The sequence below is a fragment of the Cupriavidus pauculus genome (assembly GCF_003854935.1).
In the GTDB taxonomy this organism is placed as follows: Bacteria; Pseudomonadota; Gammaproteobacteria; order Burkholderiales; family Burkholderiaceae; genus Cupriavidus; species Cupriavidus pauculus_C.
Genome location: NZ_CP033969.1, coordinates 1,820,888 through 1,846,715, shown reverse-complemented (window position 1 = coordinate 1,846,715; position 25,828 = coordinate 1,820,888). Strand labels below are relative to the sequence as shown.

General features: G+C 63.4%; 25 protein-coding genes and 1 pseudogene. 14 read left to right on the top strand and 12 right to left on the bottom strand.

The annotated features are described in order from the left end of the window. Window positions 1-53 precede the first annotated feature (53 nt). Window positions 54-2,621 (bottom strand): DEAD/DEAH box helicase, encoded by a 2,568-nt coding sequence (locus tag EHF44_RS10190; protein ID WP_124683640.1) that lies wholly within the window; start codon window positions 2,619-2,621, stop codon window positions 54-56. Beyond that, entirely contained in the window at window positions 2,614-3,588 is a 975-nt protein-coding gene (locus EHF44_RS10185) for a HamA C-terminal domain-containing protein (protein ID WP_124683639.1), read from the bottom strand. Before EHF44_RS10185 ends, EHF44_RS10190 begins: the two co-directional genes overlap by 8 nt. Window positions 3,589-3,992: 404 nt before the next feature. Here EHF44_RS10185 and EHF44_RS10180 point away from each other — a divergent pair, with 404 nt between their 5' ends. The 3 genes from EHF44_RS10180 to EHF44_RS10170 all read left to right on the top strand — a co-directional run bounded on the left by EHF44_RS10180 (window position 3,993) and on the right by EHF44_RS10170 (window position 7,464). Beyond that, window positions 3,993-5,087, top strand: a complete 1,095-nt coding sequence (locus EHF44_RS10180; RefSeq protein ID WP_124683638.1) for a hypothetical protein — start codon at window positions 3,993-3,995, stop codon at window positions 5,085-5,087. Next, window positions 5,068-5,823: a hypothetical protein gene (locus EHF44_RS10175; protein ID WP_124683637.1), complete on the top strand. Its 756-nt coding sequence runs from the start codon at window positions 5,068-5,070 to the stop codon at window positions 5,821-5,823. The genes EHF44_RS10180 and EHF44_RS10175 overlap by 20 nt, the downstream gene beginning before the upstream one ends. 513 nt (window positions 5,824-6,336) lie before the next feature. Continuing rightward, window positions 6,337-7,464, top strand: a complete 1,128-nt coding sequence (locus tag EHF44_RS10170; protein WP_124683636.1) for a hypothetical protein — start codon at window positions 6,337-6,339, stop codon at window positions 7,462-7,464. A 108-nt stretch (window positions 7,465-7,572) separates the two neighbouring features. Here EHF44_RS10170 and EHF44_RS10165 read toward each other — a convergent pair whose 3' ends face one another. The 4 genes from EHF44_RS10165 to EHF44_RS10150 are packed head-to-tail and all read right to left on the bottom strand — an operon-like array spanning window position 7,573 to window position 9,410. After that, on the bottom strand, window positions 7,573-7,908 hold the full coding sequence (locus tag EHF44_RS10165; RefSeq protein WP_124685062.1) for a helix-turn-helix domain-containing protein: 336 nt from the start codon (window positions 7,906-7,908) through the stop codon (window positions 7,573-7,575). Between the two features lie 23 nt (window positions 7,909-7,931). Beyond that, window positions 7,932-8,438, bottom strand: coding sequence for a dual specificity protein phosphatase family protein (locus EHF44_RS10160; protein WP_124683635.1), 507 nt, complete (start codon window positions 8,436-8,438; stop codon window positions 7,932-7,934). Window positions 8,439-8,454: 16 nt separating this feature from the next. Next, the gene (locus EHF44_RS10155) at window positions 8,455-9,060 is read right to left on the bottom strand and encodes a transposase (RefSeq protein ID WP_124683634.1); all 606 of its coding nucleotides are present in this window, start codon (window positions 9,058-9,060) and stop codon (window positions 8,455-8,457) included. Between the two features lie 11 nt (window positions 9,061-9,071). Then, window positions 9,072-9,410 (bottom strand): hypothetical protein, encoded by a 339-nt coding sequence (locus EHF44_RS10150; RefSeq protein ID WP_124683633.1) that lies wholly within the window; start codon window positions 9,408-9,410, stop codon window positions 9,072-9,074. A 371-nt stretch (window positions 9,411-9,781) separates the two neighbouring features. Here EHF44_RS10150 and EHF44_RS28300 point away from each other — a divergent pair, with 371 nt between their 5' ends. The 3 genes and pseudogenes from EHF44_RS28300 (at window position 9,782) to EHF44_RS10135 (ending at window position 11,389) form a co-directional block, all read left to right on the top strand. Continuing rightward, entirely contained in the window at window positions 9,782-10,102 is a 321-nt protein-coding gene (locus tag EHF44_RS28300; protein ID WP_172966035.1) for a helix-turn-helix domain-containing protein, read from the top strand. Window positions 10,103-10,361: 259 nt separating this feature from the next. Beyond that, a pseudogene (locus tag EHF44_RS10140) lies at window positions 10,362-10,892 on the top strand (thymidylate synthase); the annotation flags it as partial. Then, the gene (locus tag EHF44_RS10135) at window positions 10,889-11,389 is read left to right on the top strand and encodes a dihydrofolate reductase (RefSeq protein ID WP_124683631.1); all 501 of its coding nucleotides are present in this window, start codon (window positions 10,889-10,891) and stop codon (window positions 11,387-11,389) included. The pseudogene EHF44_RS10140 and the gene EHF44_RS10135, both read left to right, overlap by 4 nt. 60 nt (window positions 11,390-11,449) lie before the next feature. Here EHF44_RS10135 and pmbA read toward each other — a convergent pair whose 3' ends face one another. Beyond that, window positions 11,450-12,817, bottom strand: a complete 1,368-nt coding sequence (pmbA, locus tag EHF44_RS10130) for a metalloprotease PmbA (protein ID WP_124683630.1) — start codon at window positions 12,815-12,817, stop codon at window positions 11,450-11,452. 48 nt (window positions 12,818-12,865) lie between these two features. Between pmbA and yjgA the strand changes: the two genes are divergently transcribed. Then, on the top strand, window positions 12,866-13,492 hold the full coding sequence (gene yjgA, locus EHF44_RS10125; RefSeq protein WP_124683629.1) for a ribosome biogenesis factor YjgA: 627 nt from the start codon (window positions 12,866-12,868) through the stop codon (window positions 13,490-13,492). Beyond that, complete coding sequence (mog, locus tag EHF44_RS10120) at window positions 13,489-14,136, top strand: molybdopterin adenylyltransferase (protein ID WP_124683628.1); 648 nt, start codon at window positions 13,489-13,491, stop codon at window positions 14,134-14,136. Before yjgA ends, mog begins: the two co-directional genes overlap by 4 nt. Window positions 14,137-14,167: 31 nt before the next feature. Here mog and EHF44_RS10115 read toward each other — a convergent pair whose 3' ends face one another. Both EHF44_RS10115 and orn read right to left on the bottom strand, forming a co-directional pair. Then, complete coding sequence (locus EHF44_RS10115; protein ID WP_124683627.1) at window positions 14,168-15,049, bottom strand: AEC family transporter; 882 nt, start codon at window positions 15,047-15,049, stop codon at window positions 14,168-14,170. A 78-nt stretch (window positions 15,050-15,127) separates the two neighbouring features. Further along, entirely contained in the window at window positions 15,128-15,754 is a 627-nt protein-coding gene (gene orn, locus EHF44_RS10110; RefSeq protein ID WP_124683626.1) for an oligoribonuclease, read from the bottom strand. A 162-nt stretch (window positions 15,755-15,916) separates the two neighbouring features. Here orn and EHF44_RS10105 point away from each other — a divergent pair, with 162 nt between their 5' ends. From EHF44_RS10105 to EHF44_RS10095, 3 genes are read left to right on the top strand one after another with little or no spacing between them, the layout of a single operon-like run. Further along, window positions 15,917-17,167 (top strand): M48 family metallopeptidase, encoded by a 1,251-nt coding sequence (locus EHF44_RS10105; protein ID WP_124683625.1) that lies wholly within the window; start codon window positions 15,917-15,919, stop codon window positions 17,165-17,167. Then, window positions 17,164-18,141, top strand: coding sequence for a ribosome small subunit-dependent GTPase A (gene rsgA, locus EHF44_RS10100; RefSeq protein WP_124683624.1), 978 nt, complete (start codon window positions 17,164-17,166; stop codon window positions 18,139-18,141). Before EHF44_RS10105 ends, rsgA begins: the two co-directional genes overlap by 4 nt. Before the next feature lie 33 nt (window positions 18,142-18,174). Then, the gene (locus EHF44_RS10095; RefSeq protein WP_124683623.1) at window positions 18,175-18,480 is read left to right on the top strand and encodes a putative signal transducing protein; all 306 of its coding nucleotides are present in this window, start codon (window positions 18,175-18,177) and stop codon (window positions 18,478-18,480) included. 41 nt (window positions 18,481-18,521) lie between these two features. Here the strand turns inward: EHF44_RS10095 and EHF44_RS10090 are convergent, their stop codons facing one another. Continuing rightward, window positions 18,522-19,499, bottom strand: coding sequence for a CobD/CbiB family protein (locus EHF44_RS10090; protein ID WP_124683622.1), 978 nt, complete (start codon window positions 19,497-19,499; stop codon window positions 18,522-18,524). A gap of 186 nt (window positions 19,500-19,685) precedes the next feature. Next, complete coding sequence (locus EHF44_RS10085; protein WP_124683621.1) at window positions 19,686-20,387, bottom strand: pirin family protein; 702 nt, start codon at window positions 20,385-20,387, stop codon at window positions 19,686-19,688. 145 nt (window positions 20,388-20,532) lie between these two features. Here EHF44_RS10085 and EHF44_RS10080 point away from each other — a divergent pair, with 145 nt between their 5' ends. Together EHF44_RS10080 and gluQRS are read left to right on the top strand one after the other, a co-directional pair. After that, window positions 20,533-21,465, top strand: a complete 933-nt coding sequence (locus EHF44_RS10080) for a LysR family transcriptional regulator (protein WP_124683620.1) — start codon at window positions 20,533-20,535, stop codon at window positions 21,463-21,465. A 12-nt stretch (window positions 21,466-21,477) separates the two neighbouring features. Further along, window positions 21,478-22,359: a tRNA glutamyl-Q(34) synthetase GluQRS gene (gluQRS, locus tag EHF44_RS10075; RefSeq protein WP_124683619.1), complete on the top strand. Its 882-nt coding sequence runs from the start codon at window positions 21,478-21,480 to the stop codon at window positions 22,357-22,359. Window positions 22,360-22,395: 36 nt separating this feature from the next. Here gluQRS and EHF44_RS10070 read toward each other — a convergent pair whose 3' ends face one another. After that, window positions 22,396-23,913, bottom strand: a complete 1,518-nt coding sequence (locus EHF44_RS10070; RefSeq protein WP_124683618.1) for a DEAD/DEAH box helicase — start codon at window positions 23,911-23,913, stop codon at window positions 22,396-22,398. Window positions 23,914-24,193: 280 nt separating this feature from the next. Between EHF44_RS10070 and EHF44_RS10065 the strand changes: the two genes are divergently transcribed. Continuing rightward, on the top strand, window positions 24,194-25,789 hold the full coding sequence (locus EHF44_RS10065) for an alkaline phosphatase D family protein (protein ID WP_124683617.1): 1,596 nt from the start codon (window positions 24,194-24,196) through the stop codon (window positions 25,787-25,789). Window positions 25,790-25,828 lie beyond the last annotated feature (39 nt).

Below are 25,828 nucleotides of genomic sequence, written 5' to 3'. Positions count from 1 at the left end.
CGCAACGCAGCAACGACTCCGCGGGCGAACGATACCGCACCGGCGCATATCACTTAAGAACCAGCCCCGTCCAACAATCCAAGTCGTTCAAGTTCCCGAACAACAAACGGCGACACCTCACCGCGCCAGAACCATTTTGCCCTCAACTCTTGTCGTATGGATTCTGCATCCATCTCCTTCGGCAGGAATTTCGACACTTCGATGGCAGCGATTCGCGACATGCCGAGCTGCATTGCAGAGACCAGTGTTCTCTCCGATGCGCCAAGCTCCAAGAACAATGGGATGGGCGGCATATCTGCTTCCTCATCACGCCCAATTTCAATGAGCTTGTGCGTGAGGATATCCATGTAGCACCGCAGGTACTTGACGTAGTGGTAGCGCAACTTCGTCTCTACTTGCTCCATCACCTGTCTTGCGAATGACCCAATTTTCTCGGGCTCAAACTCATCGAGTTTCGCCTCCTTGAGTTCCCAAGCCACCCGATTATCAATCAACGAACGAAGTGAGTCACCACGCATCCAAGCAAGCGCGAACCAGCCGAAGTAAGTCTCCGCGTTGGTCAGCTTGCCTTCAAGATGAGTATGAATCGCCCGGAAGGCCGTCTCCATTCGCGTCTTCGCGTCTGGGTGCTTGCTCCGAGGATGAACAAGTATCATGGCGCTCAGTACTTTGTCGGACGCACGGTCGGTGAAGTGGTTGTACAGTTCTTGCTGGCGCAGTGGCGAAATCAGGCTATTGCGTCTGAGCAGCGACGTGGGCAAGGACACACGCTCCTGCGCGGCCATCACGGCGTCCTTCAAAGCCGAGGCACTTACGGTTGGATACCGTGCCAGAGCACGCTCAATGGTCTGGTCGATTGAGCCGTCCCGGGCATCCAGGAACAACCGCGTGAATACGCTTTCAGCGAGCGCCTCGTCTTTGACGCCAGATTTATGGTGAAGGTCTTGCGCATACGTCAAGACAAGCTCTTGCTTGGTGCCAAGGGCGTCGCAAATCGATGGCTCTACGTCCGTCGTCTGCTGGTCGGAGACTGGTTGGGACTCCCACTCCTCGTAGTCGACCAGAAACACGTTTCCGTGCGTATCTCGCTTCAACCTTCCCGCACGCCCCGCAAGGTTCCAGAACTCATTGGCCTCCAACGGCCCTTGTGTCCCCTTCTTAGGATTCTTCAGAAAGATGTTCCGCGCCGGAAGGTTCACGCCTTGGAGCAGCGTGGAAGTACAGACCAAGTATTTGATATGACCGTCGTCGAAGTACTCCTCGACCGCCTTCGAAATGGTCGTCGGTAAGCGCCCATAGTGCACGCCGACACCCTTCCTGAGTACCTTCGCAAGTTTGAATTCTGGATGGATGTGCTCGGCAACGAAACTGGACAGCTTCTCAAGCGGAGAATCAATGAAGTTATCAAGCTCGGGCAAGCCATTAGCGAGTTTCGAAGCAGTGCTGTCAGCAGACGCCGGTGCCCACGCATACACGATGCTCTGTCCGTCCTTCCCGAGCTCCAGCGCAGCTGTCACAAGCCTTTCGTTCTCTGCGATACTTCGCTCCGTCCGCACGCTACCGACGGTCAGCTTCTCTTGGTCTTGCCGATGCAGTTGAACTGAAATCATCCGCTTGGGCTTACGACCGCTGCACGTTACGAACAACAAGTTTTGCCGTACAGGTCGGACCGCACTGCGAACCGTCTGCACTTCTGTCACTCCAAGCAACGGTGCAATGGTTCGGGCGTCTTTGGAACTGGGAGTAATGAACAGCATCTTGCTTCCACGACGTCGGGCAAGAGCTTCCTCCAAGCATCCGAGGAGCATAATTCCTCTGTCCGCGTCACCGATTTGCTGTGCTTCATCCACGATTACGACATCGAACTTAATCGTGGACTCGTTCAGAATGGTCTGAAGACGCTCTTGCGTAAGCACGAAGACCAAACTTTTCCCTGCGTGCAAGTCATCATGAACTTGGGGAACGCTGCTAACTACCACCCTGTCAGCCAACGGCTTTAGAGCGTGAGTTAGCCCGGCCTGCACCTCGAAAATGAGCGAACGAGAAGGTACTAGGTAGACGATGTTTCTGGTGGTCTGGGTGTTAGCCAGCTCATCCAGCAAGTACGTCTGGACGAGAAAGGACTTTCCCGCGGAAGTGGGCGCGGACACATTGACGAATTGGTGTCCATGCAGTTGCGACCAAACATCTGCCTGGAAATCCGTGAAGACAATCTCTTGACCGAGAACACTGACGGTGTTCTGGTCCCGACGTGCCGCTTCGCGGACCTTTAGCGTCCACGGCAGTTGTTGTTCAACGAGAGGACGGTCGGAGACATAATCACCGGCAGGGAAGTTTCCCGTTTCTGCCAATATGTGGCGCCACACGCCGCGGAGCCTGGAGTCTGGATGACAGGCGACCAATGAGTACGCAATGTCCTGAGCGAGGCCATGGTGCCTGGCCTCGCTCGAGCGCGCCAAAGCAACAGCCGCCTCACTCAACCTTGCTGTCCGAACCGTCTCCAGCCTGGATTGCCCGCCGACCAGTGGTATCAGGCTTTGCTGCAGCAGTTCCGCAAGCGCCTCCTGGAAAAGCGGGCTGGATTCAATGCGTTCTGCGAGCCTGAAAGCGAACTCAGCCATTCATCGCCTCCTGAAAACAGTCTCGAAACAGCTCCACCGACGGCACTGGGAAGATGAACAAATCCACATTCTCGAGCTCAATCGCGTTGCTCTTGAGATGGGTTCGAGCCGTACCGATTTTCTGATTCATCGCCCCTTTGTAGTGGCGGAGGAACGTCTCTTCGACCTCCGCTAGAGGCACGTTGGCAACCTTCGCGTAAGCGTGATAATCGAAGCCTACAAGTATTGCGAAGCGGTCAATTCGCCGATTGCCTTCCTCCGTTTCGAAGGGATTGAGAAAGCGAAGCAGATATTCGATACCTTCCTCGGGGAAGTTCCCCAAGTCGTGGAAGTTCGACACCAGCTCGAGCTCGCGCTCCAGGCGCCCATCCTTATTCGTCACAAGGGCCGCCACGGACTCCGCGGCATCTTGCATGGCACTTGCGAAGGTTTGGTGCATCTTTGATTCTCCAAAATAGAGAATCAGTGAATCTGTCTTCTCGCACCATCCTGCATGAAGCCCGTCTGCACCGTGGACTGGCATATTGGCGCTGGTCTTCAACCGCATCTTCGACACAATCAAGGGGGCACGGAGATAGTGCTCGATAAGCGCATACAGGAGGAGCTCCCCTGCTTCGCCAGACCGGGCATCCGCGTCTGGCGCCATGAACAGACTCCGCGCCTTCGCAACAAGGTCTTCAACCGCCCCTGTCTCGAGGTCTCCTGCTTCGTGGTCCAAGCGCCTGGCTTTACGACGGTCCGCGCGCGTAGCGCAGAACTTCGTAATCTCCTTAACCAACATCTTCGCCAGCGCTTCCATTGTCGGTTGGCGGCCTTTGAAGACTGGATATAGGAAATGCGCGTTTACGCAGGGCACAGCCGTAGACGTGAAGTCAACGCGGCGGATGCGCACATCGACAGCATGAGAATCGACGATGCTACTTATTCTGTCCGCTCGGGAATCCGACGGAAAAGGCTCATCTTGCATTCGGTAACACCACCTCTTAACCGGCGCCAGACGACCCTATGCCCCTGGCACAACGTAACTTAGACCAGATGTAATTGATACTAATATCTTGATTGCCGCCCGAACGCAGTTTACATCGGCATATTGCGCTGCGGAGCCTACCCCCTAGGAGGGGGACTCGTTAAGCCAGTGCCCCGTGTACGCGTGCCCGCCATACTTCTTTGTCAGCATCCAATGCTGCTGAGATAGTAGTTCCGCTTCTTTAACCTGCAGCGCGAAGTCTTCGTGAGTCATTGTGATGGACCGGTCCTCGCCACCTTGCGACATGTCCCAGTTGAGTGGGGCAAACACCAGCAAAGGCGAGGTAGCAGCGGCTGACAGCCGCTTGGTGCTACGCTTCACTAAATAATCAGAACCTTTCGCCAATGCTTACCCAAATCCTAGACGCTAATCAGCTACAAGGCGCGACCAATAAGCTGCGTGAGAAACTGCGCACCCACGCCTATCGCGAACAGCAAGTTGTATGGGGCTTCCCGAACGGAGGCCGCGAGCAACTAGATACGTTTGTGCTCCGTGCTCATTCTCACGACATATACGTAGGCGTCGACGATAACAAAATGCGTACCGACTCGTACGCTCACCTCTTCCGTTTGGTCGACCATCACGCTGAACCGACGCCAGCCTTCTCTCCGAATGCCGAAGTCAACGTCTCGATGACGGGTGGTCGCGCCGTTGGAGGTCTGTTTGCCATCGAAGACGAGCGCGTAGTCCTCGGAAGACGGGCGATGTTCAACGCGTACCGGGGAAGAATCAAAGAAGCGGACACCCTAGAATTCTTCGGGGACCACACCGTATCCGTTCAGACAGGCAACCAAGAGGAACGTAAAGTCATTCCCGTCGTCGCGCTGGACTCCCCAACTTTCGTGGGAGACATTGAGGATTTTGTTCTTCGTGTTATTGCATTCAAAGACTATTTTAAGGCGAAGCCAAGCGGCGTGGATGCGGAAAATAATGCAATTTCGATTCCTGCGCAGACTGAGCACCCAGAACACTCATGGCCGTGGCACGATAACGCTGAGTTCGAGGGCACGAAATCACTTAAGGCTCGCGCGCCGGTCTCTTACGAATTTCAGCATGGCCCACTGTGCAATCGTCTGTCGAGTGCCCTGGATGCGTGGGCGAAGGGACGTTTCGTCGTGCGCAGCACGAAGAATATCGATTCGGCTATCGTTGGAAGCAACGGTATTGCTCGCGCCATCTTCGAGGTCAAAACCGCGGGCTCCCTTAGCGACCAACTGTACAAAGCGCTCGGGCAACTGCTGCACTATCGTTGGAAGCGAGGTGACGATGACACCCTATTGAGTGTCGTTCTGCCAGGAGAGGTCAAAGACGATGCTGTTCACGCGAACACATTCTTGCGCTCCCAGGGAATCCACGTTTTATACGAGACTGCACCAAGCCGCTACGCTCTTGCCGATGGGACCACGCTCGAGGCTTTTCTTGAAAGCCAGCTTTCGTAGCACACCGGCCGTTAGCCAGGACCACATTCACGCCCAGCGTTTTGAATCAATTACAACTATGCCCCTCGACGCCACTGACTTCGTCAAGATTGTCGCCTCCTCCGCTGTTATAGGTGCTGCCGTCAGCTCGGGTATCAGTTGGCTCCAAACCAGCGTACGAGAGAACAAGAATCGCCAGCACGAGCGACATCATGTGCTTCTAGAGGTAGCGGTCCTGCTCGAGCGGTTCGTAAAGGCATGCGGTGACACGATTTCCACCGAACGAGCTGCGCCGCCTGTCGCGTGGGACGACCAGTCGTGGGACGCCTACTATGCAGTTCAATTTCCGGAATTCGTGCCCCCGGATTCATTCAACTGGAGAGCACTCACGAAACAAGAAGCGGCACGACTAAAGGACTTTGTTGAGGCTGTACGAGGAGTGAAATCCTACATTTCGGAGCACGCCGAACATGCTGACGACCCCTCAGATGTCGCCAGCAAGCAGGCAGTCAAGTCTGCTGAGTATGGGCAAAAGGCGTGGGAACTTGCACTCTCTCTGCGAGCCTCTGCTGGGGTCAATCCTGCCAGCCTTGAATCTCATCACTACGGATGGGTCCACGATGCGTTCAAGGAAAGGCTGGAAAGGCATGCCAATTATCTGGAGCAGCAACGCATCGCACACCAAGAGCTGTTCAAAGATTTCGTCCAACCAAGTCCTCGTGCCGGTTCGACTTCAAACGGATTGCTGACGCTTTGAATCAACCCGTCAGAAATCGGCTGACTGCCGACTTTGTGGCCTCAGCGTGGAACGTTGCTAAAGAGCCCGCCTGAGCCAATACACTAAAGCATGACAGACATCCGACCTGCTAGGCGCACAACCACTCGCCACAATTTTGCTGCGAAGCAAAAGCAGACTCTTGCGAGACGTGTCAATTACCACTGCTCCATCTGTGACACGCAGACGTCCGGACCTGAGACTCAATCCGACGGAGCAGTTGGCATCGGAGTTGCTGCTCATATTAGAGCCGCGGCGCCGGGTGGGCCAAGGTTTGACCCGAATCAATCAAAGGAGGACCGCAGCTCAGTAGCGAACGGCATTTGGCTATGCTCTAACTGCTCCACTATTATCGACGCAGATGCCAGTGCGTACCCTGTAGAGCGACTCATCGAGCTGAAGTCGCGGGCAGAGTCTGTCGCGAGAGGCAGACTAGGAAAACCCCCGACAATTGCCTTACCAGTGCCCTCGTCACATGCCGATATCTCGCGTGCAGTGGAGATTTTCTGCAAGAATGAAGCGGCCCGCCAAGAAGCGATAGACCCTCGTTTCGCGGTTTCTGTAGCACATCTGAATGGCGCGACGCTCTATGAGCTCCGGGCGAGGCGGAACGTCGACGCACAGATTGTTGTCGGTGCTGAAGATAGAGAACGCTTCGCTCAGGGACTCCAAGAACTTCAAAACTATGGCGGTGCAATCCAGTTCGAGAATATTGTCGCCGACATTGAAGGCTCCCCGTTGTTCGCCAACTCCTCCGGAACCATGCGAAAACTTGAGCTTTCAACAAGCCGCAGTGAGGCCTTGCTGACGCTACGGCTGACATCAGCAATCGTAGGGACCACGCTTATTGAGTTTCATGGCCATGCCAGCCGGGGAACTAGGGGGATGCGGTTCACTGGGCGCACTTTGGGGGAACTCGCGACAGTTTCGCTCAGTAGCGATGTTGGCTCTCGTCATGCGCCCCTGAAACTCGACATCAATCCAAACGCGTGGATAGGCAAGCCTGTACTGAAGCTGCCCTATTTTGATAGATTGCGCGAGCTCGTTCGATTGATTGCGGATGAAGCTACTGCAAGCATCTCGATTGAAGTTGACGGAGAGGAAATATTCTCCGGAGGCGGCACGCTACCTGGCGGGCCACTGATTCAACTTCATCGCAGATTCTTGGGGCAGATAGACATACTTCGAAGGCTCGATAGGTTCTTCGTCCTCCATCTAGTTATACCGCCATCTCCCAAAGACGTCTTCGAAGACATAGACTCTCTTGAGGAGTTGCTGCAGCTCGTTTGCATTGCCGAGGCAGAAGACCCGCAGATGACCTTCACATTGGTAGCAGACAAGTCAGCTGTGTTTGAAGAGCTGATGGAAAAGATTCAGGTTCGTCGGCCTGTGGACCTGCGGCTCACCCACGAAATGCACCTGCATTTGCTTGGACTAGACTGTGGCATGTACACCGTCGAGGTCGGGTGCCTTGAAACAATGGTCGAAGTGGTGGGCCCAGCCATATTGAAGTATGGTTCTCCCGTGCAGCTATCCTGCAGACCCGCTGACAGCAATCGCTGGTTCGCGCGAATTGCCGGGAAAGGCCCCATCAGAGAGTCGAGTAGCCTCACTGACGACTGACGCAGAGCGCAAGACCCCTTAGGTCGGTAGTTGACCTACGAGGGCAGTCAAGCCGACACACCCTACCAACGAGGGGGTTTGTCACACATCCCGCTCGCAAATCTTGCATTACCTGCTGCCGAAGTCCTTATCGATGCCTACGTCTGGCATCTTGCCCAACATATCTTTCAAGCGCTTCCTCGGTTTGCTTGCCCTCTGTCGAGGTTTTGCTTGCCTGGTCAGCATCAGCGGATTGATGGTGGGATACGGCGCAATCGTGTCTAGCCAGGCTTCGCGGCCCAGCGCTTTTAAGACTCGACACAGAGTATGTGTCGATGAACCGCCCCCGGACTCCAGATTCCGTAATGCGCGCACACTGATGCCAGCACGCTCAGCCAGCGTTTCCTGGTCGATGTTTCGATGGATTCGGTGAGTCCGCAGGTGCTCCCCGAGAACGGCCTCCATCTCTTTTGGGGTGTAATACCTCGTCATTTGGAACGGCGATTCTTACGTTTCTTCGAACTCTGAGATTGCTCCATCATTAGGCGAAGCACCGAAGGGTTGGCCTGGGTAAGCCGTTCGATATCCGCCTCGTAGCCGTAGAGGCGATGAAGCGCCAACGCGATTGCGCAGGACCGCGAAAATCCGCCCTCGCAATGGACCACAACCGCGTTCACGTCGTCCGTGAGCGATTCAACAAAATCCCGCACTTCGTTTGCCTGTTCCGTCGTAAAGGCGTACGGAAGTTTTGCCTGCGCGCGAAGCGACAGGTCTGCGCTGTGGAAATCAACGTCGGCGAAGCTCAATCGCAAAACATGGGCTGGAGAATTCAGATTAGCTGGCGGGCGCTCCGGCGCAGTAATCGAGATAATCGCGAACGTCGGCAGCGATGGAAGCCGCCCGGCCTCCTCTCGCGAAAGCGCAAATACTCGTCGCAGGCCAGCACGCGGCGCGCGATATAGGGCGGTGACAACCTCAGACAGATACTGTTTCATTTGGGGGCAACCAGGCTCATTCGCCGTACAGCCTTTCGTCGTCAATCTCGTTGGCCCAATCAGACAGGTACTGACTCACCTTCTTCGGGTCGGAAAAATCCAGCAGGAAGAACGGGCCTCCGCCTCTCGATGCGTAGACCCTGAGAAGCTCATTGCGGACGCGAGTCAGGATTTCCGGCGTCGCGACTTCATCCATGTCTGCGCCGGCGGCCTTCCATATGTCACCACTGTAAAGAAGGTGTTCAAGGTCAGGCTCGTCAACGACGCCGCGAGCGACATACCCGTAAGTGACTTCGCCATCCTGGTCTTCGGGAATCTGTTCCAACGCGCAGTTGTTTTCGAGCCATTTGAACCCGATGGCTGCGGCCTCCTGCAGGTCGTTCGAAAACGTCCAGCAGTCTCTGTTTTCGAAGTCTTCGACGCCGTACCGAGGAAAGCCGTAGCGACCCCAGTGGTAAATCAGTTCAACTGGGTGGCGCGCCTTAACTCGACCTACTGCATGAACCACAGGCGGAATATCGCTGACGACGCTTCCCAAATGAAGCGCCGGTATCGGGACGTACCGTATGAGCTCGCCTGTGTATCCCGGACGCTCGACGGTGCTTTTATCTCGTTCGCTCATGCCGGGTCCTGTCACCACTCGAGAATTACTCGGATTCTGTTCATGAGCCAATCCAGTTCCGCCTCGGAGACCCATCCCTTTTGGGAAACGGAGACGCGCAAACGCGCAAGCGTCTGCTCAATGGAATGCTCGGGATGTTTAGCTCCGTCCTTTTGTGCGACAGGCGCCAACTGGCGAGCCAGGTCTTCGCAAATGTCCCAACGCTCGTATCGGCTTTCCGGTGTTTCACCTGCGAAGTACCTCCCTTCGGACAGCACAACACCAATCTTCGATTGAACGCCCGAAACGACAGCAGGGATGGAGCGCCGAGGAAAGTCCTCCGGCACCTCGGTGATGTTTATGGTCTTCATGGGGAGGAAACGAACAGCCCGACTGAGTGGGTCGGGAGAATGGGCATGGACGGGATGGAAACTACGGGCGTTGGCGCTGTGCCAGGAAATCGACTCGCAACAAAGGGCACTTTGTTGCCGGTAAGCAGATGAGGAGGTCGGATACAGGACGTTGTGCTGCCGGTTACAACCGAGGAGAGTCAGTTCGGACCGCTTCGCAAACATTGAGGATTCGTAGCCCGCTGCGCGGGAAAGTGCATGAAACTTGCGATTTCGGCGATTTAAGAATACACAATTTTTGTGTATTTTGCGAATGGCTGCAAGCTGGCGGGTTCATCACATGCTTCCCGCTGGCAATGAGAAACCCCGTATATGAAGAAACGTACGCGCTTATGCGTGCCCTGCTCAAGGAAGCAAGGCAGAGTGCTGGCTTCTCGCAAATCGACTTCGCCGAGTTTCTCGGTCAACACCAACAGTACGTAAGCAGAGTCGAGAAAGGCCAAAGGCGCCTGGACCCCGTTGAACTGTGCAACTGGTGTAGGGCGCTGGACATCAATGCCAGCGAACTCATCGAGCAAATTGATGCGAGCGCCGCAAAAATGGCTCGCCTGGATGAAGCATTACGGGTAGAGAAAGGTCGCGAGCGTACGCTTGATGAGACACTCGAAAACCTCAAAGGGCCGAAACCGAAGCGCTCTCGGGCAGGAAAGTAGAGCGTCAGAGGACGCCTGACGATAGTTCAGAAGCAAAGGGGGAGGACGCCGCCCCAGGTAATTCACAGGAAATCAACAGCTTATCCACAGCTTATCCACAGCCCTTCGTTGGCAACACTAGATACTGCGCCGCAAGGCTCGAACGCTGTAAAATCCCTTACGACAACATGTACTGAACAATAATACTTAATTGTTCAAGGATTAATTGATGCGAAGGGCGAAAACACAACGTAATAGACAGTCCGGTGGCCGGCAAAGTGACCTCGGGCCGATCTACGGCTACCAGTGGCGCGCGTGGCCGACCCCGGACGGCCGGCACATCGACCAGATCAGCGAGGTGGTGCAGCAGATCCGCAGCAACCCGGACTCGCGCCGGCTGATCGTCTCGGCCTGGAACGTGGGCGAGATCCCGCAGATGAAGCTGCCGCCCTGCCACGCGTTCTTCCAGTTCTACGTGGCCGACGGCAAGCTGAGCTGCCAGCTCTACCAGCGCAGCGCCGACATCTTCCTGGGCGTGCCGTTCAACATCGCCAGCTACGCGCTGCTGACGCACATGATCGCGCAGCAATGCGACCTGGGCGTGGGCGACTTCGTCTGGACCGGCGGCGACTGCCATATCTATAGCAACCACTTCGAGCAGGTGCGGACGCAACTGGCGCGCGCGCCGATGAAGTTGCCGACGCTGCACATTCGCCGCAAGCCTGACAGCATCTTCGATTACCGGTACGAGGATTTCGAGCTGGTCGGCTACGAATCGCACCCGGCCATCAAGGCCCCGGTGGCCGTATGACGCTGCTGACGCTGATCGTCGCCCGCGCCCGCAACGGCGTGATCGGCCGCGACAACGCGCTGCCCTGGCGCCTGCCGGAAGACCTGCAGCATTTCAAGCGCACCACGCTGGGCGCGCCGATCATCATGGGACGCAAGACCTGGGATTCGATTGGCCGCCCGCTGCCCGGCCGCCGCAACATCGTGGTGAGCCGCAACCGGGATCTGAAGCTGGAAGGTGCCGAAGTGGCGGCGTCGCTGGAAGACGCGCAACGGCTGTGCGTGGGCGTGGAGCAGGTCTTCCTGATCGGCGGCGCCCAGCTCTACGCCGAGGCGCTGCCGAGCGCGGACCGCCTTATCGTCACCGAGATCGATGCCGACATCGAAGGCGACGCCTTCTTCCCGGCCGTCGACCGGTCCCGATGGAACGAGGTCGCGCGGGAGACGCACCATTCGGCCGCCAACGGCTTCGACTACGCGTTCGTGACGTACGAACGGCCGGCGTCGGGGGAAGAGTAGCGTTTCTTGCCCTCCCCCTGCCGGGAGAGGGCCGCAGGCCAGGACGGCCGCCCTGGGCCCTCAGTTCCCCGCGATCGTCATCTGCTCGATCAGGATCGAGCCGGTTTCCTTGGTGCCGCGCACGAGTGCATCGGCGCCGATGCCGACGATCTGGCGGAACATCTCGACCATGTTGCCGGCGATGGTGATTTCCTCCACCGGGTACTGGATCTGGCCGTTCTCGACCCAGTAGCCCGACGCGCCGCGCGAGTAGTCGCCGGTCACGTAGTTCACGCCCTGCCCCATCAGTTCCGTCACCAGCAGGCCGGTGCCCAGCTTGCGCAGCATGCCGGCAAAATCATCCTCGGGCTGCGTCAGGGTGGACGTCAGCGTCAGGTTGTGCGACCCGCCCGCGTTGCCGGTGGTCTGCATGCCCAGCTTGCGCGCCGAGTAGGTCGACAGGAAATAGCCCTGCACCACGCCGTCGCGCACCACGTCGCGGGCCTGGGTGCGCACGCCTTCCTCGTCGAACGGGGCACTGCCCATGGCGCCCGGCACGTGCGGCTGCTCGTTGATCTGAATGTGCGGCGCAAAGACGGCCTTGCCCAGCGTGTCGTACAGGAACGTCGACTTGCGGTACAGCGCGCCGCCCGACACCGCCTGGACGAAGGCGCCGAGCAGGCCGGCCGCCAGCGGCGCCTCGAACAGTACCGGGCACTTGCGCGTGGACAGCTTGCGGGCATTCAGCCGGGCCAGCGCGCGCTCTGCGGCGTAGCGGCCGATGGCCTCCGGCTCGGCCAGCGCCAGCGGCGAGCGCTTGGACGAGTACCAGTCGTCGCGCTGCATGCCGCTGCCCGAACCGGCGATCGGCGCGGCCGAGATGAAGTGGCGCGAGTACGGATAGCCGCCCACGAAGCCGCGCGACGTGGCCAGCACGAACTGCGAATGCTGGGCCGACACGCTGGCGCCGTCGCTGTTCCGGATCTTTGGCGACACCGCGAACGACGCGGCCTCGGCGCGGCGCGCGATGTCGATGGCGCCCTCGGCGTCGATGGTCCACGGGTGGAACAGGTCCAGGTCCTGCGGATCACGTTCGAGCAGCGCTTCCTCGGCCAGCCCGGCGCAGTCGTCCTCGGCCGTGAAGCGGGCGATGTTGTACGCCGCCTCGGCCGTGGCGCGCAGCGCGGCCGGCGAGAAATCCGACGTGCTGGCGTTGCCGCGGCGCTGGCCAATCATCACCGTCACGCCCACCACCTTGTCGCGGTTCTGCTCGATGGTCTCCACCTCGCCCTTGCGCACGGTCACCGACAGGCCGCTGCCTTCGGAGATCTCGGTGGCGGCGTCCGTCGCGCCCAGCTCGCGTGCCACGCGCAGCACATCGGCCGCCATGGCCTTGAGCTGGTCCTGGGTATAGGTGAAATGCGCGGTCTTCTCGGCGGTCTGGCTCATATGGGCGGGCGTGATCAAAAGTCCAAACGGGAATCATAGCAAGATAAAATGCCGGCCATGACGCGAAATACCCGTAACAACTCCCAAGGCCCCCACGGCCGCTTCCCCGGCGCCTTTGCGCCGGAAGAGGACGACGACCAGCCCAAGAGCAAGTCGCAGCGCAAGCGCGACATGACCGCGCTGCAGGACCTGGGCGCCGAGCTGGAGGCGCTGCCCAAGGACCGCCTGGCGCGCGTGCCGATGCCCGAGGCGCTGGCCGACGCCGTCCTGGCCGCCCGCAAGATCACCAGCCACGAAGGCAAGCGCCGCCAGATGCAGTTCGTCGGCAAGGTCATGCGCGGGCTGGACGACGACGAGGTGGCCGCCATCCGCGCCGCGCTGGAAGGCTTCAAGGGCACCAGCAAGGCCGAGACGGCCCGGCTGCACCTGATCGAGCGCTGGCGCGACCTGCTGCTGGCCGACGACGCCCAGCTCACGAAATTCCTGGGCGAGCACCCCGAGGTGGACGTCCAGTCCGTGCGCAACATCATCCGCGGCGCCCGCAGGGAAAAGGAACTCGGCAAGCCGCCGAAGTACTACCGCGAGCTGTTCCAGGTCATCAAGGCCGCGCTGGAAGGCGGCGATGACGGCGACGAAGACGGCGCGCCCGCCAACCCCGAGGAGCCCCAGGCATGACCCCGACGCTGACCGCCCCCGTGCCCCGCAATCACCCCGACGAGCTGGTGGTCGGCTTCGTTTCCATTTCGGATCGCGCCTCGTCCGGCACCTACCAGGACGAGGGCATCCCGGCGCTGCGCGACTGGTTCGGCAAGGTGCTGACGTCGCCCTGGCAGGCCGTGGAGCGGCTGATCCCGGACGAAGCGCCGCTGATCTCGCGCACGCTGATCGAACTGGTCGACGTGGCCGGCTGCGATCTCGTGCTGACCACGGGCGGTACCGGCCCGGCGCGCCGGGACGTCACGCCCGAAGCCACGCTGGCGGTGGGTACCAAGGAAATGCCGGGATTTGGCGAGCAGATGCGGCAGGTCAGCCTGCAGTTCGTGCCGACGGCGATCCTGTCGCGCCAGGTGGCGGTGATCCGCGAGACACCCAGCCGCGCCGCGCTGATCGTCAACCTGCCCGGCCAGCCGAAGGCGATCCGCGAGACGCTGGAGGGCCTGCGCGACGTGGAAGGCCGCGTGGCCGTCCAGGGCGTGTTCGCCGCCGTGCCGTACTGCATCGACCTGATCGGCGGCCCGTACATCGAGACCGACGCGACCATCGTGAAGGCGTTCCGGCCCAAGAGCGCGGTCCGGAAGACCCCCGGGCCGACGGTCTGACGCGGGCGGGTCCGGGCGCAGCCGCCCGGCCCTACTTCAGGCCCAGATACAGCCCGACCGGCACGAACACCACCGCCGCGATATTGCCGAGCAGCACGATCGAGGCCACCTGGTCCGGTTCCTGCCGGTAGTGGTCGGCCACCAGGAAGTTCAGCACGGCCGGCGGCAGCGCCGCGAAGACGAACAGCAGGCCGCGCTGCAGCTCGGTCATCGGCACCCACCAGACGATCAGCAGCGCCACGGCGATGCCCGCCAGCGGGCAGACCACGGCACCCAGCACGCCCATGCCCCAGTTGCGCAGGCTGACGTCCTTCATCCGCACGCCCAGCGCAAACAGCATCAGCGGCACGGTGGCATCGCCCAGCAGCTTGATCGACTCGTAGACCGGCTGCGGCAGCGCGAACACGGGCCGGGCCAGCGACAGCGCCACGCCGGCCACCGTCGCCAGCACCATCGGATTCCGGGCGATCTGGGCCATCGACGCCTGCCGGTTCACGATCTTCAGCCCGATGGTGAAATGCATCAGGTTGGACGCCGCGAACAGCGCCACGGCCGGCGCCAGCCCCACTTGCCCGAACGCGAAGACCGACAGCGGCAGGCCCATGTTGCCGCTGTTGTTGAACATCATCGGCGGCACGAAGGTACGCGGGTTGGCGCCACTCATCCGCGCCACGATCCAGGCCAGGATGCCCGAGCCGATCACCACCGCCACGGCGCTGGCCAGCAGCACCAGGTGGTCGGCCAGCACGAAGTCCTTGCTGATGAAGGCCGACACCACAAGTAGCGGCGCAATCACTTCCAGCATGGCCCGGTTGATGCCGGTCATGTCCGGATGGGCGCGCCGCCCGTAGATCCACCCGATCAGGATGATCAGGATGACCGGCGTGATGATCGAGACGATGCGCGTGAACATGGCGGGGGGCGGCTGGACGGGCGGATCGGCGTGGCCGTCCCGTCCTGGAACCGCCCGCCGGCTTGGCAGGATCGGGCGTTATGCCGCGGGGGCGGCAGGGGCGGCCGGTGCCGGCGGGACCGACGCGGCGGCCTCGGCCGGCGTCTTGATGAAATGCTGGCGGTAGTAGCGCAGCTCTTCCACCGATTCCAGGATGTCGGCCAGCGCCGTGTGAAGCTGGCGCTTGTGGAACCCCTTGTGGATGGCCGGCTCCCAGCGCTTGCACAGTTCCTTGAGCGTGGACACGTCGAGGTTGCGATAGTGGAAGAACGCCTCCAGCTTCGGCATGTAGCGGGCCATGAAGCGGCGGTCCTGGCAGATCGAGTTGCCGCACATCGGCGACTTGCCGGCCGGCACCCAGCGCTTCAGGAAGGCAATCAGCTCGGCCTCGGCCTGGGCCTCGGTCAGCGTGGACGCCTTGACCTTGTCGATCAGGCCCGAGCGGCCGTGCGTGCCCTTGTTCCAGTTGTCCATCGCGTCCAGCACGGCGTCGGGCTGGTGGATCACCAGCACCGGGCCCTCGGCCAGGATGTTCAACTCGGAATCCGTGACCACCACCGCCACTTCGATGATCCGGTCGCTGTCCGGCTGCAGGCCGGTCATTTCCATGTCCAGCCAGACAAGGTTGTTTTCACTTTTGACGGAGGCGGCGGCGGGACTTGTCATCTGGCGGTACGGCTTGATATGGGATTCGGAAGGAAAACGCCCCAGCAACGCGGGTGGCCGGGGACGAACAATTTATAATTCTCGCATATCTGCCCCAGATGGCCCGCCCCGCACTTCCGGTTTTTCCGATGGTGCACCGCGCCATCGCCACCAAGGCCACCGATGTTCACGCTGATCTTTCTTGCCGCCCTGGTCATCATGGTTGTGACCAAACTCTGGCTCGCCTCGCGCCAGATCCGCCATGTGGCGCGCCATCGCAACGCCGTGCCGGCGCGCTTTGCCGACACCATCGCGCTGTCCGCACACCAGAAGGCGGCCGACTACACCATCGCCCGCACCCGCCTGTCGATGATCGAGGTGCTGACCGGCGCGGCCGTGCTGATCGGCTTCACGATGCTCGGCGGCCTGCACGCGCTGAACCAGTTCTGGCTGCACGTGTTCGACGGCGGCGGCTACTTCTACGGCGTGGCGCTGATCGCCAGCGTGGCCGTGATCGGCGGGCTGTTCGACCTGCCGTTCTCGCTCTACGGCCAGTTTGTGATCGAGCAGCGCTTTGGCTTCAACAAGATGACGTTCGGGCTCTGGCTGGCCGACCTGGCCAAGATGGCGCTGGTGGCCTGCGTGCTGGGCCTGCCGCTGCTGCTGGCCGTGCTGTGGCTGATGGACCGGGCCGGCACCTACTGGTGGCTCTACACGTGGCTGCTCTGGGTGGCGTTCAGCCTGCTGCTGCAGGTGATCGTGCCCACGTTCATCGCGCCGCTGTTCAACAAGTTCGAGCCGCTGGCCGACGACAGCCTGCGCGAGCGCATCGAGGCGCTGCTGCGCAAGTGCGGCTTTGCCAGCAAGGGCCTGTTCGTGATGGATGGCAGCCGCCGCAGCGCGCACGGCAACGCCTATTTCACCGGCTTTGGCGCGGCCAAGCGGATCGTCTTCTTCGATACGCTGCTGGCCCGGCTGGACGGCGAGGAGGTGGAAGCGGTGCTGGCCCACGAACTGGGCCACTTCAAGCGCCGCCACGTGGCCAAGATGATCGCGGTGACGTTTGCGCTGTCGCTGGTGTTCCTGGCCCTGCTGGGCTGGCTGGCCACGCGCGAGTGGTTCTACACGGGGCTGGGCGTGCTGCCCAATTTCGGCGCCAGCAACCACGCGCTGGCCCTGGTGCTGTTCTTCCTGGCGTTGCCGGTGTTCACGTTCATCCTGGGGCCGCTGGCGAGCCAGTCGTCGCGCCGCCACGAGTTCGAGGCCGACGAGTTCGCCGCGCACCAGACCAACGCCGGGCACCTGGTGTCCGCGCTGGTCAAGCTGTACAAGGACAATGCGTCCACGCTGACGCCCGACCCGCTCTACAGCGCGTTCTACTACTCGCATCCGCCCGCCGCCCAGCGGATCGACCGCCTGCTGGCGCACGCATGACCCGCAGCGCGCGCCACCACAACGCCGGCAAGGGTGCCGGCAAGGGCCCCGGGGCCGATGCCGAATCCGCACTGATCGTCGCCGCGCACGGCCGCCACTACGTGGTGGAGCGCGCCGACGGCTCGCACCTGCATGCGTTCCCGCGCGGCAAGAAGAGCGACGCCGCCGTGGGCGACCACGTCCGCATCGAGTTGGCCGCCGTGGACCAGGGCGTGATCACCGCCATCGACCCGCGCAAGAACCTGCTGTACCGGTCCGATCAGTTCAAGTCCAAGCTGCTGGCGGCCAATATCGACCAGGTCATCATCGTGCTGGCCACCGAGCCGAGCTTCTCGGAAGACCTGCTCGGCCGGGCGCTGGTGTCGGCCGAGGCGCTGGAGATCCGCCCGCTGGTGATCCTGAACAAGACCGACCTGACCGACCGCCTGGACGACGCGCGCCGCCGGCTACGGCTGTACCAGGACCTTGGCTACGACACGCTGGAGCTGTCCGTGCACGGCCGCCCCGACGAGGCGCTGGCGGCGCTGCAGCCGCGCACGGCCGGGGTGTCGAGCATCCTGATCGGCCAGTCGGGCATGGGCAAGTCGTCGCTGCTGAACCTGCTGATCCCCGGCGTGGAGGCGCAGACGCGCGAGATTTCGGCCAAGCTGGATTCGGGCAAGCACACCACCACGTTCACGCGGCTCTACCACCTGCCCGACACCTGGGCGGTGGTCGACGGCCGGCCTGGCTACCTGATCGATTCGCCGGGCTTCCAGGAATTCGGCCTGCACCACCTGAGCGAAGGCATGCTGGAGCGCGCGTTTCCGGAGTTCCGGCAGCGCCTGACCGAATGCCGTTTCTATAACTGCCACCATATCAACGAGCCCGGCTGCGGCGTGCTGACGGCCATCGACGGCGGCACGATCTCGCCGCGCCGCCATCAGCTCTACACCCAGTTGCTGCACGAGTCGCGGCAGCAGAAGCCGTGGTAACTTGGGCGCACCTGCTGGCTTGCCGCGCCGAACATGAAACTGCTGCTGAGGACGCCTTCGCTGGTCCACGCCGCGCATTGCGAGAATGTGCTGCGCGCGGCCGGCATCCGCGCCGAGGTGCGCAACACCTGGCTGGCGGGCGCGGCGGGCGACATCCCGCTGCTGGAAAGCGCGCCGCAGGTGTGGATCGTCGACGATGGGGATGAGCCGGCGGCGTGGGCCGCGCTGAACGCGGCGGCCAATCCGTCGCCGGGGCCGCGCTGGCAGTGCCGCCGCTGCGGAGAATGGCACGAGGCCCAGTTCGCGGCCTGCTGGCAATGCGGCGCCAGCGCCGAATGAAAAGGGCCGGCACGCGCCGGCCCTGATGCGGGGGCGGGCCTTCAGCCTACCCAGAGCGCCAGCGAGATCATCGCCAGCAACAGCATCCAGAGAATCACCGCGCGCCAGACCAGCCCGACGGCCGACTGCAGCGTGCGGATGCCCGGGTCCGCGCCGAATTCGGGCGGCACCGGCTCGGCCTCGCCCATGCCCGGCGCGTAGTCCACGCCGGCCAGGCTCGTGCGCAGCATCACGCTCGAATCCTCCTCGGCCAGCGGCTGGCCCAGCCGCACGCCCAGCGCCCCGCCGCCACTGGCGAGCAGGATGCCGTTGACGGCGTCGTCCCACTTGCGCGCGTGGTTGCGCCAGGCGTAGACCGCATCCTCGAAGTTGCCGACGATGGCAAACCCGATGGCGGTCAGGCGCGACGGAATCCAGTCCAGCACGTAGAACGCCCGGGCGGCAAACCGGCCCAGCGCCGGGCTGCGCTCGTTGGACGGCAGGTTCCACTGGCGATTCAGGAATTCGGCGGTCCGGTAGAGCACCACGCCGCCGGGGCCGATCGGCACCAGGAACCAGAAGAACACGCCGAAAACGTGCCGGTGCACGGCCACGATGGCGGCTTCCAGCGTATGGCGGACGATCTCGCTGACCGGCATCTCCACCGTGTCCAGCCCGGTCCACTCGTGCAGCAGCGTGCGCGCGGTGTGCAGGTCGTCGCGGTTCAGCGCCTCGTGGATGTCGGTGAAATAGTGGCTGAACTGGCGGAAGCCCAGCGTCAGGTAGAGCAGCAGGACGTTCCAGACCAGCGTCAGCGCGACGCTGATCGACGCCAGCAGGTAGTGGACGACCACGGCGGCCAGCGTGAGCGGCAGCACCACGGTCAGCCAGGCCAGCGCGGCATCGCGCGGCCGGCCGGTGTCGAAGGCATGCTCGGCCCGGTCACCCAGCACACGCACGATGTCGTAGATGGGATTGTTCCGGCCGAGCGCACGGAACTGCTCGGCAATCAGCGCCAGAAGAATGGATACGAAGGTCATCGCGTGACGTGAATCGGCGGGCGGCGATGTGCCGCGGCGGTCGCATGGCGGATAGCCAGACGATAGCATAGCGGCAACACTTTCCAGTACCTGTAAGCACTGGTTACCGACACCTCGATGCGACAACGCCCACCCTTGCGGGCGGGCGTCGTGCCGGGCGGGGCGGTCAATGCCTCGCGGCGACGGTCAGGCCGGCAGGTCGAACACCAGCACCTCGGCGTCGGCACCCCGGTCCAGCGCGATCGCATCCACGCCGGACAGCTTGGCCGCGTCGCCGGTCTCCAGCGGCTGGCCGTTGACCGAGATCCGGCCCCGGGCCACGTGGACGTAGGCCTGGCGGCCCGGCTGCAGGGCCAGCGTGGCGGCCTCGTCGCCATCGAACAGGCCGGCGTAGAGCCGCACGTCCTGATGGATCACCACCGAGCCCTCGGCGCCGTCGGCGCTGCCCACCAGGCGCAGCCGGCCGCGCTTGTCCTCGGCATCGAAGCGCTTTTCCTCGTAGCCGGGCTCCAAGTTCTGGCGATCCGGCACGATCCAGATCTGCAGGAAGTGCGTCGTATCGTTGGCGGCGTGGTTGTATTCCGAGTGCCGCACGCCGGTGCCGGCGCTCATGCGCTGGACGTCGCCGGGACGGATCACGCTGCCGTTGCCGATGCTGTCCTTGTGCGCCAGTTCGCCGTCCAGCACGTAGCTGATGATCTCCATGTCACGGTGGCCGTGCGTGCCGAAGCCCATGCCGGGCGCCACACGGTCCTCATTGATCACACGCAGCGGGCCAAACTGGATGTGGCGCGGGTCGTAGTAATCGGCGAACGAGAAGCTGTGGTACGACTTGAGCCAGCCATGGTCCGCATAACCGCGCTCTTCAGACTTACGGATTTCAATCATTTTGATGGCCCTCCTTGTGGCCTGGCATTCGAACCTGCCAGCGTCTGGCTGCAGGCCCTGCGGCGTTTCGATGCTAGGCAGTTTAGGGGAGCGGGAGTATATTGGCGGGCACCGCGTTAGAAGCAGTTGTTCAGAAATTCTGAATATGCCCCTGTCACTTGAATCCCTTGAAGTCCTGGACGCCATCGAGCGTAAAGGCAGTTTCGCCGCCGCCGCCCACGAGATGGGCAAGGTGCCCTCGGCCCTGACCTACGTCGTCCGCAAGCTGGAAGAAGATCTGGACGTGCTGCTGTTCGACCGCCGGCGCCACCGGGCCGAGCTGACGCCGGCCGGGCGCGCCCTGCTGGACGAGGGCCGCCACCTGCTGCACGCGGCCGACGACCTGGCGCGGCGCGTAAAGCGGCTGGCCACGGGCTGGGAGGCCAGCCTGAACATCGCCGTCGACGACCTGATCAACTTTCGCGCGCTGCTGCCGGTGATCCAGGACTTCTACGCCGAGAACACGGCCACCCGGCTGCGTTTTTCGAAGGAAGTGCTCGGCGGCACCTGGGACGCGCTGGTCAGCAACCGCGCCGACATGATCATCGGCGGCGCCTACGAACTGCCCAGCACCCAGGGCTTCCAGGTCCGGCCGCTTGGCACCATCCCGTTCGTGTTCGCGGTGGCCGCCCACCATCCGCTGGCCACCGAGGAAGGCCCGCTCACGACGATCCAGATCGCCAAGCACCGCATCGTGGCCGTGGGCGATACCTCGCGCAACCTGCCCGCGCGCACCCATGGCGTGCTGGCCGGCCAGGACGTGCTGGTGGTGCCGACCATGCGCGACAAGCTCGAAGCCCAGATCCGCGGCCTGGGCTGCGGCTGGCTGCCGGCCCCGATGGCGCAGCCCCATATCGAAAGCGGCGTGCTGCAGGTGCGCGAGACCGTGGAAGTGCGCGCGCCGGGCACGTTCAAGGCCGCCTGGCGCACCAACACGCGCGGCAAGGCGCTGCAGTGGTGGGCCAGCAAGCTTGAAGACCCGCGCCTGGCGCAGGCGTTGCTGCAGCAGGCGCCGCAGCAGATGGAGTCGTTCGAGTAACGGCGCCGTCCCATGCCGCAACGCTACCGGGGGCGCTTTGCCCCCTCCCCCACCGGCCCGCTGCACCTGGGGTCGCTGGTCACCGCCCTGGCGAGCTGGCTCGACGCCCGCGCCCATGGCGGCGACTGGCTGGTGCGCATCGAGGACATCGACTATCCGCGCTGCGTGAAGGACGCCGACACCGGCATCCTGCGCACGCTGCACGCGCTGGCGCTACATCCCGACGAGCCGCCGGTCTGGCAGAGCCGCCGCGAATCGCTCTATGCCGATGCGCTGCGCCGGCTCGACGCCGCCGGCCAGCTCTACCCGTGCGGCTGCTCGCGCAAGGAAATCGCCGATTCGCTGGTGCACGTGCGCCAGCGCCACCAGACGCTGGGCTATCCCGGCACCTGCCGCAACGGGCTGCACGGCAAGCTGCCGCGCGCTTGGCGCGTGCGCGTGCCGGACGGCCCGGCGGCCATCCTCTGCTTCGACGACCGCTGGCAGGGCCGCCAGTGCCAGGACCTGGAAACGGAACTCGGGGATTTCGTGCTGCGCCGGGCCGACGGGCTGTGGGCCTACCAGCTTGCCGTGGTGGTCGACGATGCCGCCCAGGGCATCACGCACATCGTGCGCGGCGCCGACCTGCTCGATTCCACGCCGCGCCAGATCCACCTGCAGCACCTGCTGGGCATGCCGACGCCGTCGTACCTGCATGTGCCGGTGGTGGTCAACGCCGATGGCGAAAAGCTGAGCAAGCAGAGCGGCGCGCAGGCGCTGGACGCCACCGCGCCGCTGGACGCGCTGCGGCAGGCGGGCGCCCATCTGGACATCGTGAACGGGGAAGCGACGGTCGCCGCCTGGCTGGCAGCGGCCACGGCGCAATGGGCGCGCCGTTGGCGGATCGGCAACTGAGTCGCGCGCATCCGCCGGCGGGAGAGATTCAGGAAATTACGACTTGCGCGGCGCGCCGCCCAGCAGCGCGGCCACGGGGCGCTTGGGCGACTGGCGGCCCCGCGTGAGCGCGGCGGCGATCTGGTCTTCGGGCTTCGGTGCCGGCGTGTAGTTGCCCGACGGCTCGTACGGACGCGAGAAGAACGGATCGTCCGACGGGCGGAAGGCCGGGCGGCCGTTCGGCTCGGTGCGACGACGGCGCGGCGCGGCGGCATCGGCCTCGCCTTCGCTGCTGCTGCCTCCGCCATCGCGGGTCCGGCGCACGTCCGTGCGCTGGCGGCGGCGGTCCGATTCGTCCTGGCGCGCGCGCTCGCCGGTCGGGTCGAAGCCTTCGAGCGTGCCGCGCGGCACGCTGCGCTTGATCAGCTTCTCGATATCGGCCAGCAGGCGGTCATCGTTGCCCGGCACGTAGATCGACAGCGCATCGCCGCTGGCGCCGGCACGGCCGGTCCGGCCAATCCGGTGCACGTAGTCTTCGGCGCTGAACGGCAGGTCGAAGTTGATCACGCAGGGCATGGCCGGGATGTCCAGCCCGCGCGCGGCCACGTCGGTGGCCACCAGCGCGTCGATCGAGCCATTCTTGAAGCCGTCCAGCGTCTGCATGCGCTCGGTCTGGGTCTTGTCGCCATGGATCGCGGCGGCGTTGATGCCTTCGCGCTCCAGGTGGCGCGCCAGGCGCGAGCAGCCGATCTTGCTGTTGACGAACACGATGCACTGCTTGGACTGCTGCTGCGACGCGCGCTGCTTGAGCAGGTGCACCACGGCGGCCTGCTTGTGGCCGTCCGGCACCTGGAAGACCACCTGGCGCACGTTCTCGTTGGTCGAGTTGCTGCGCGCCACTTCGATCGTCACCGGCTGCTTCAGGTAGCTGGACGCCAGCTTCTTGATCTCGGGCGAGAACGTGGCCGAGAACAGCAGCGTCTGGCGCTGCGCCGGCAGCAGGTTGATGATGCGCTGCAGGTCTGGCAGGAAGCCCATGTCGAGCATGCGGTCGGCCTCGTCCAGCACCAGCATCTGCACCTGCGACAGGTTCACCGATTTCTGCTGCACGTGGTCCAGCAGCCGGCCCGGCGTGGCCACCAGGATTTCCACGCCACGGCGCAGCGCGTCGGTCTGCGGGTTCATGTCGACGCCGCCGAACACCACGGTGCTGCGCAGGTCGGTGTGCTGCGCGTAGCGGGCCACGTTGTCGTAGACCTGGTCGGCCAGTTCGCGCGTGGGCGTCAGCATCAGCGCGCGCACCGGGTGGCGCGCGGGCGAGGCGCTGGCGTTGGACATCGGCAGCAGGCGCTGGATGATCGGCAGCGCAAAGCCGGCGGTCTTGCCGGTGCCGGTCTGTGCGGCGCCCATGACGTCCTTGCCCAGCAGCACCACGGGGATGGCCTGCGCCTGGATCGGCGTGGGCTTGGTGTAGCCCTGGTCGGACAATGCGCGCAGGATGCGTGCGTCCAGCCCGAAGCTTTCGAACGTCTGCTCTGCGGCCGGGGTCTGGTCTGGGGTGTTCGTCATCGTCATCAATAGGTGTCTTTGCAACGGCGTGGCGCCGGGGCAATCGGACACGCGTCTGGAACGGTTCTACGGGCCAGTCGCGGCAGGTAAAGTCGCGAAAAGATGAATTGCCCGGAAAATCAAAGACTTGGATTCTACCACCAGAGTCGGGCAGCGGACACGGGCACACTGGGGCAGTATCGGCGCCGGGGATGTCAATGACGTGTCAACAACACGTCACAATCGCTGGCGAGCATAGCGGCCCGGCCCCGTGCCTCCGCATCCACCCCAACCCGTCGACGCGCCAATGACCGACCGCCTGCCCACCGAACCGACCGACGCCGCCCGCCGCGGCTTCCTGCGCACTTCCAGCCGCTTCCTGGGGCTGGCCGCAGGCGTTGCCACCGGCCTGGCGGCGCCGGCCGTGGTCGCCGCGGGCCGGCCCGGCGCGCCCGACGGCATCCAGCTTGGCGATCCGTCCGACGACGGCCTCGTGGTCTGGGCCCGCGCCGACGCCCCCGCGCGGATGGTCGTCGAATACGCCACCCGCCCCGACTTTCGGGACGCCACGCGCATCTCCGGCCCGCTGGCCACCAGCGAGACCGATTTCACGGCCCGCACCCAGCTGACCGGCCTGGTGCCCGGCCAGTCGTACCACGTGCGCGTGGCCTTCGAGCAGCCGGGCCAGCGTCGCGGCCAGGGCGCGTGGATGGCGGGCAGCTTCCGCACCCGCGCGATGACGGCCGACCGTCCGGTGCGCTTCGTCTGGTCCGGCGACACGGCCGGCCAGGGCTGGGGCATCAACCGGGACCTGGGCGGCATGCGCATCTACGAGGCCATGCGCCAGCGCGACCCCGACTTCTTCATCCACAGCGGCGACACGATCTACGCCGACAGCCCGATCGCGGCCGAGCAGAAGGCCGAGGACGGCCGCATCTGGCGCAACGTGGTCACCGAGGAAGTGAGCAAGGTGGCCGAGACGCTCAAGGAATTCCGCGGCCGCCACCGCTACAACATGCTCGACGCCAACGTGCGCCGCTTTGCCAGCCAGGTGCCGCAGATCTGGCAGTGGGACGACCACGAGGTGACCAACAACTGGTCCGATGCCAAGGACCTGTCGGCCGACGCGCGCTATACCGAAAAGGACGTGCGCCTGCTGGTGGCGCGCGGCAGCCGCGCCTTCCTGGAAAACGCGCCGATGCGCTGGCACCGCCAGGGGCTGGCCGAGCGCGTGCATCGCAAGATCGCCTACGGCCCGCTGCTCGACGTGTTCGTGCTGGACATGCGCAGCTATCGCGGCCCCAACGGCTACAACCGCGAGACGGCCGAAGGCCCGGGCACCGCGTTCCTGGGCAACGCGCAACTGGACTGGCTGATGGCGGAGCTGACGGCCTCGCAGGCCACGTGGAAGGTGATTGCCGCCGACATGCCGATCGGCCTCAACGTGCCCGACGGCAAGGACGCGCAGGGCCGCGCGAAGTGGGAAGCCATCGCCAACGGCGACGGCCCGGCGCTGGGCCGCGAGCTGGAAACCGCGCGGCTGCTGTCGCGCATCCGCCGGGCCGGGCTGCGCAACGTGGTCTGGATCACCGCCGACGTGCACTACTGCGCGGCGCACCACTACGCGCCCGAGCGCGCCCAGTACCAGGATTTCGACCCGTTCTGGGAATTCGTGGCCGGGCCGCTCAACGCGGGCAGCTTCGGCCCGAATCCGCTGGACAACACGTTCGGGCCGCGCGTGGTCTTCCAGAAGGCGCCCACCGTCCAGAACATGTCGCCATTCGCCGGATTCCAGTTCTTTGGCGAGGTCAACATCGATCCCGCGTCGCGCGCGCTGACCGTGGACCTTCGTGACTTGAACGGCGTGTCGCAGTTCCAGCAGGTGTTGCAGGCGCAAGCCTGATCCGCGCACCCCGCAGCGGGATCCGGCGCGCCGTGCCCG

Coding starts and splice junctions, on each gene's coding strand:
- EHF44_RS28300 (WP_172966035.1), top strand. CDS start 9,782: ATGCGTGCCCTGCTCAAGGAAGCAAGGCAGAGTGCTGGCTTCTCGCAA.
- EHF44_RS10155 (WP_124683634.1), bottom strand. CDS start 9,060: ATGAGCGAACGAGATAAAAGCACCGTCGAGCGTCCGGGATACACAGGC.
- EHF44_RS10095 (WP_124683623.1), top strand. CDS start 18,175: ATGAAACTGCTGCTGAGGACGCCTTCGCTGGTCCACGCCGCGCATTGC.
- EHF44_RS10115 (WP_124683627.1), bottom strand. CDS start 15,049: ATGTTCACGCGCATCGTCTCGATCATCACGCCGGTCATCCTGATCATC.
- EHF44_RS10190 (WP_124683640.1), bottom strand. CDS start 2,621: ATGGCTGAGTTCGCTTTCAGGCTCGCAGAACGCATTGAATCCAGCCCG.
- yjgA (WP_124683629.1), top strand. CDS start 12,866: ATGCCGGCCATGACGCGAAATACCCGTAACAACTCCCAAGGCCCCCAC.
- rsgA (WP_124683624.1), top strand. CDS start 17,164: ATGACCCGCAGCGCGCGCCACCACAACGCCGGCAAGGGTGCCGGCAAG.
- EHF44_RS10085 (WP_124683621.1), bottom strand. CDS start 20,387: ATGATTGAAATCCGTAAGTCTGAAGAGCGCGGTTATGCGGACCATGGC.
- EHF44_RS10135 (WP_124683631.1), top strand. CDS start 10,889: ATGACGCTGCTGACGCTGATCGTCGCCCGCGCCCGCAACGGCGTGATC.
- EHF44_RS10065 (WP_124683617.1), top strand. CDS start 24,194: ATGACCGACCGCCTGCCCACCGAACCGACCGACGCCGCCCGCCGCGGC.
- EHF44_RS10150 (WP_124683633.1), bottom strand. CDS start 9,410: ATGAAGACCATAAACATCACCGAGGTGCCGGAGGACTTTCCTCGGCGC.
- EHF44_RS10160 (WP_124683635.1), bottom strand. CDS start 8,438: ATGAAACAGTATCTGTCTGAGGTTGTCACCGCCCTATATCGCGCGCCG.
- EHF44_RS10105 (WP_124683625.1), top strand. CDS start 15,917: ATGTTCACGCTGATCTTTCTTGCCGCCCTGGTCATCATGGTTGTGACC.
- orn (WP_124683626.1), bottom strand. CDS start 15,754: ATGACAAGTCCCGCCGCCGCCTCCGTCAAAAGTGAAAACAACCTTGTC.
- EHF44_RS10080 (WP_124683620.1), top strand. CDS start 20,533: ATGCCCCTGTCACTTGAATCCCTTGAAGTCCTGGACGCCATCGAGCGT.
- EHF44_RS10165 (WP_124685062.1), bottom strand. CDS start 7,908: ATGGAGGCCGTTCTCGGGGAGCACCTGCGGACTCACCGAATCCATCGA.
- EHF44_RS10185 (WP_124683639.1), bottom strand. CDS start 3,588: ATGCAAGATGAGCCTTTTCCGTCGGATTCCCGAGCGGACAGAATAAGT.
- EHF44_RS10070 (WP_124683618.1), bottom strand. CDS start 23,913: ATGACGATGACGAACACCCCAGACCAGACCCCGGCCGCAGAGCAGACG.
- pmbA (WP_124683630.1), bottom strand. CDS start 12,817: ATGAGCCAGACCGCCGAGAAGACCGCGCATTTCACCTATACCCAGGAC.
- EHF44_RS10090 (WP_124683622.1), bottom strand. CDS start 19,499: ATGACCTTCGTATCCATTCTTCTGGCGCTGATTGCCGAGCAGTTCCGT.
- mog (WP_124683628.1), top strand. CDS start 13,489: ATGACCCCGACGCTGACCGCCCCCGTGCCCCGCAATCACCCCGACGAG.
- EHF44_RS10180 (WP_124683638.1), top strand. CDS start 3,993: ATGCTTACCCAAATCCTAGACGCTAATCAGCTACAAGGCGCGACCAAT.
- gluQRS (WP_124683619.1), top strand. CDS start 21,478: ATGCCGCAACGCTACCGGGGGCGCTTTGCCCCCTCCCCCACCGGCCCG.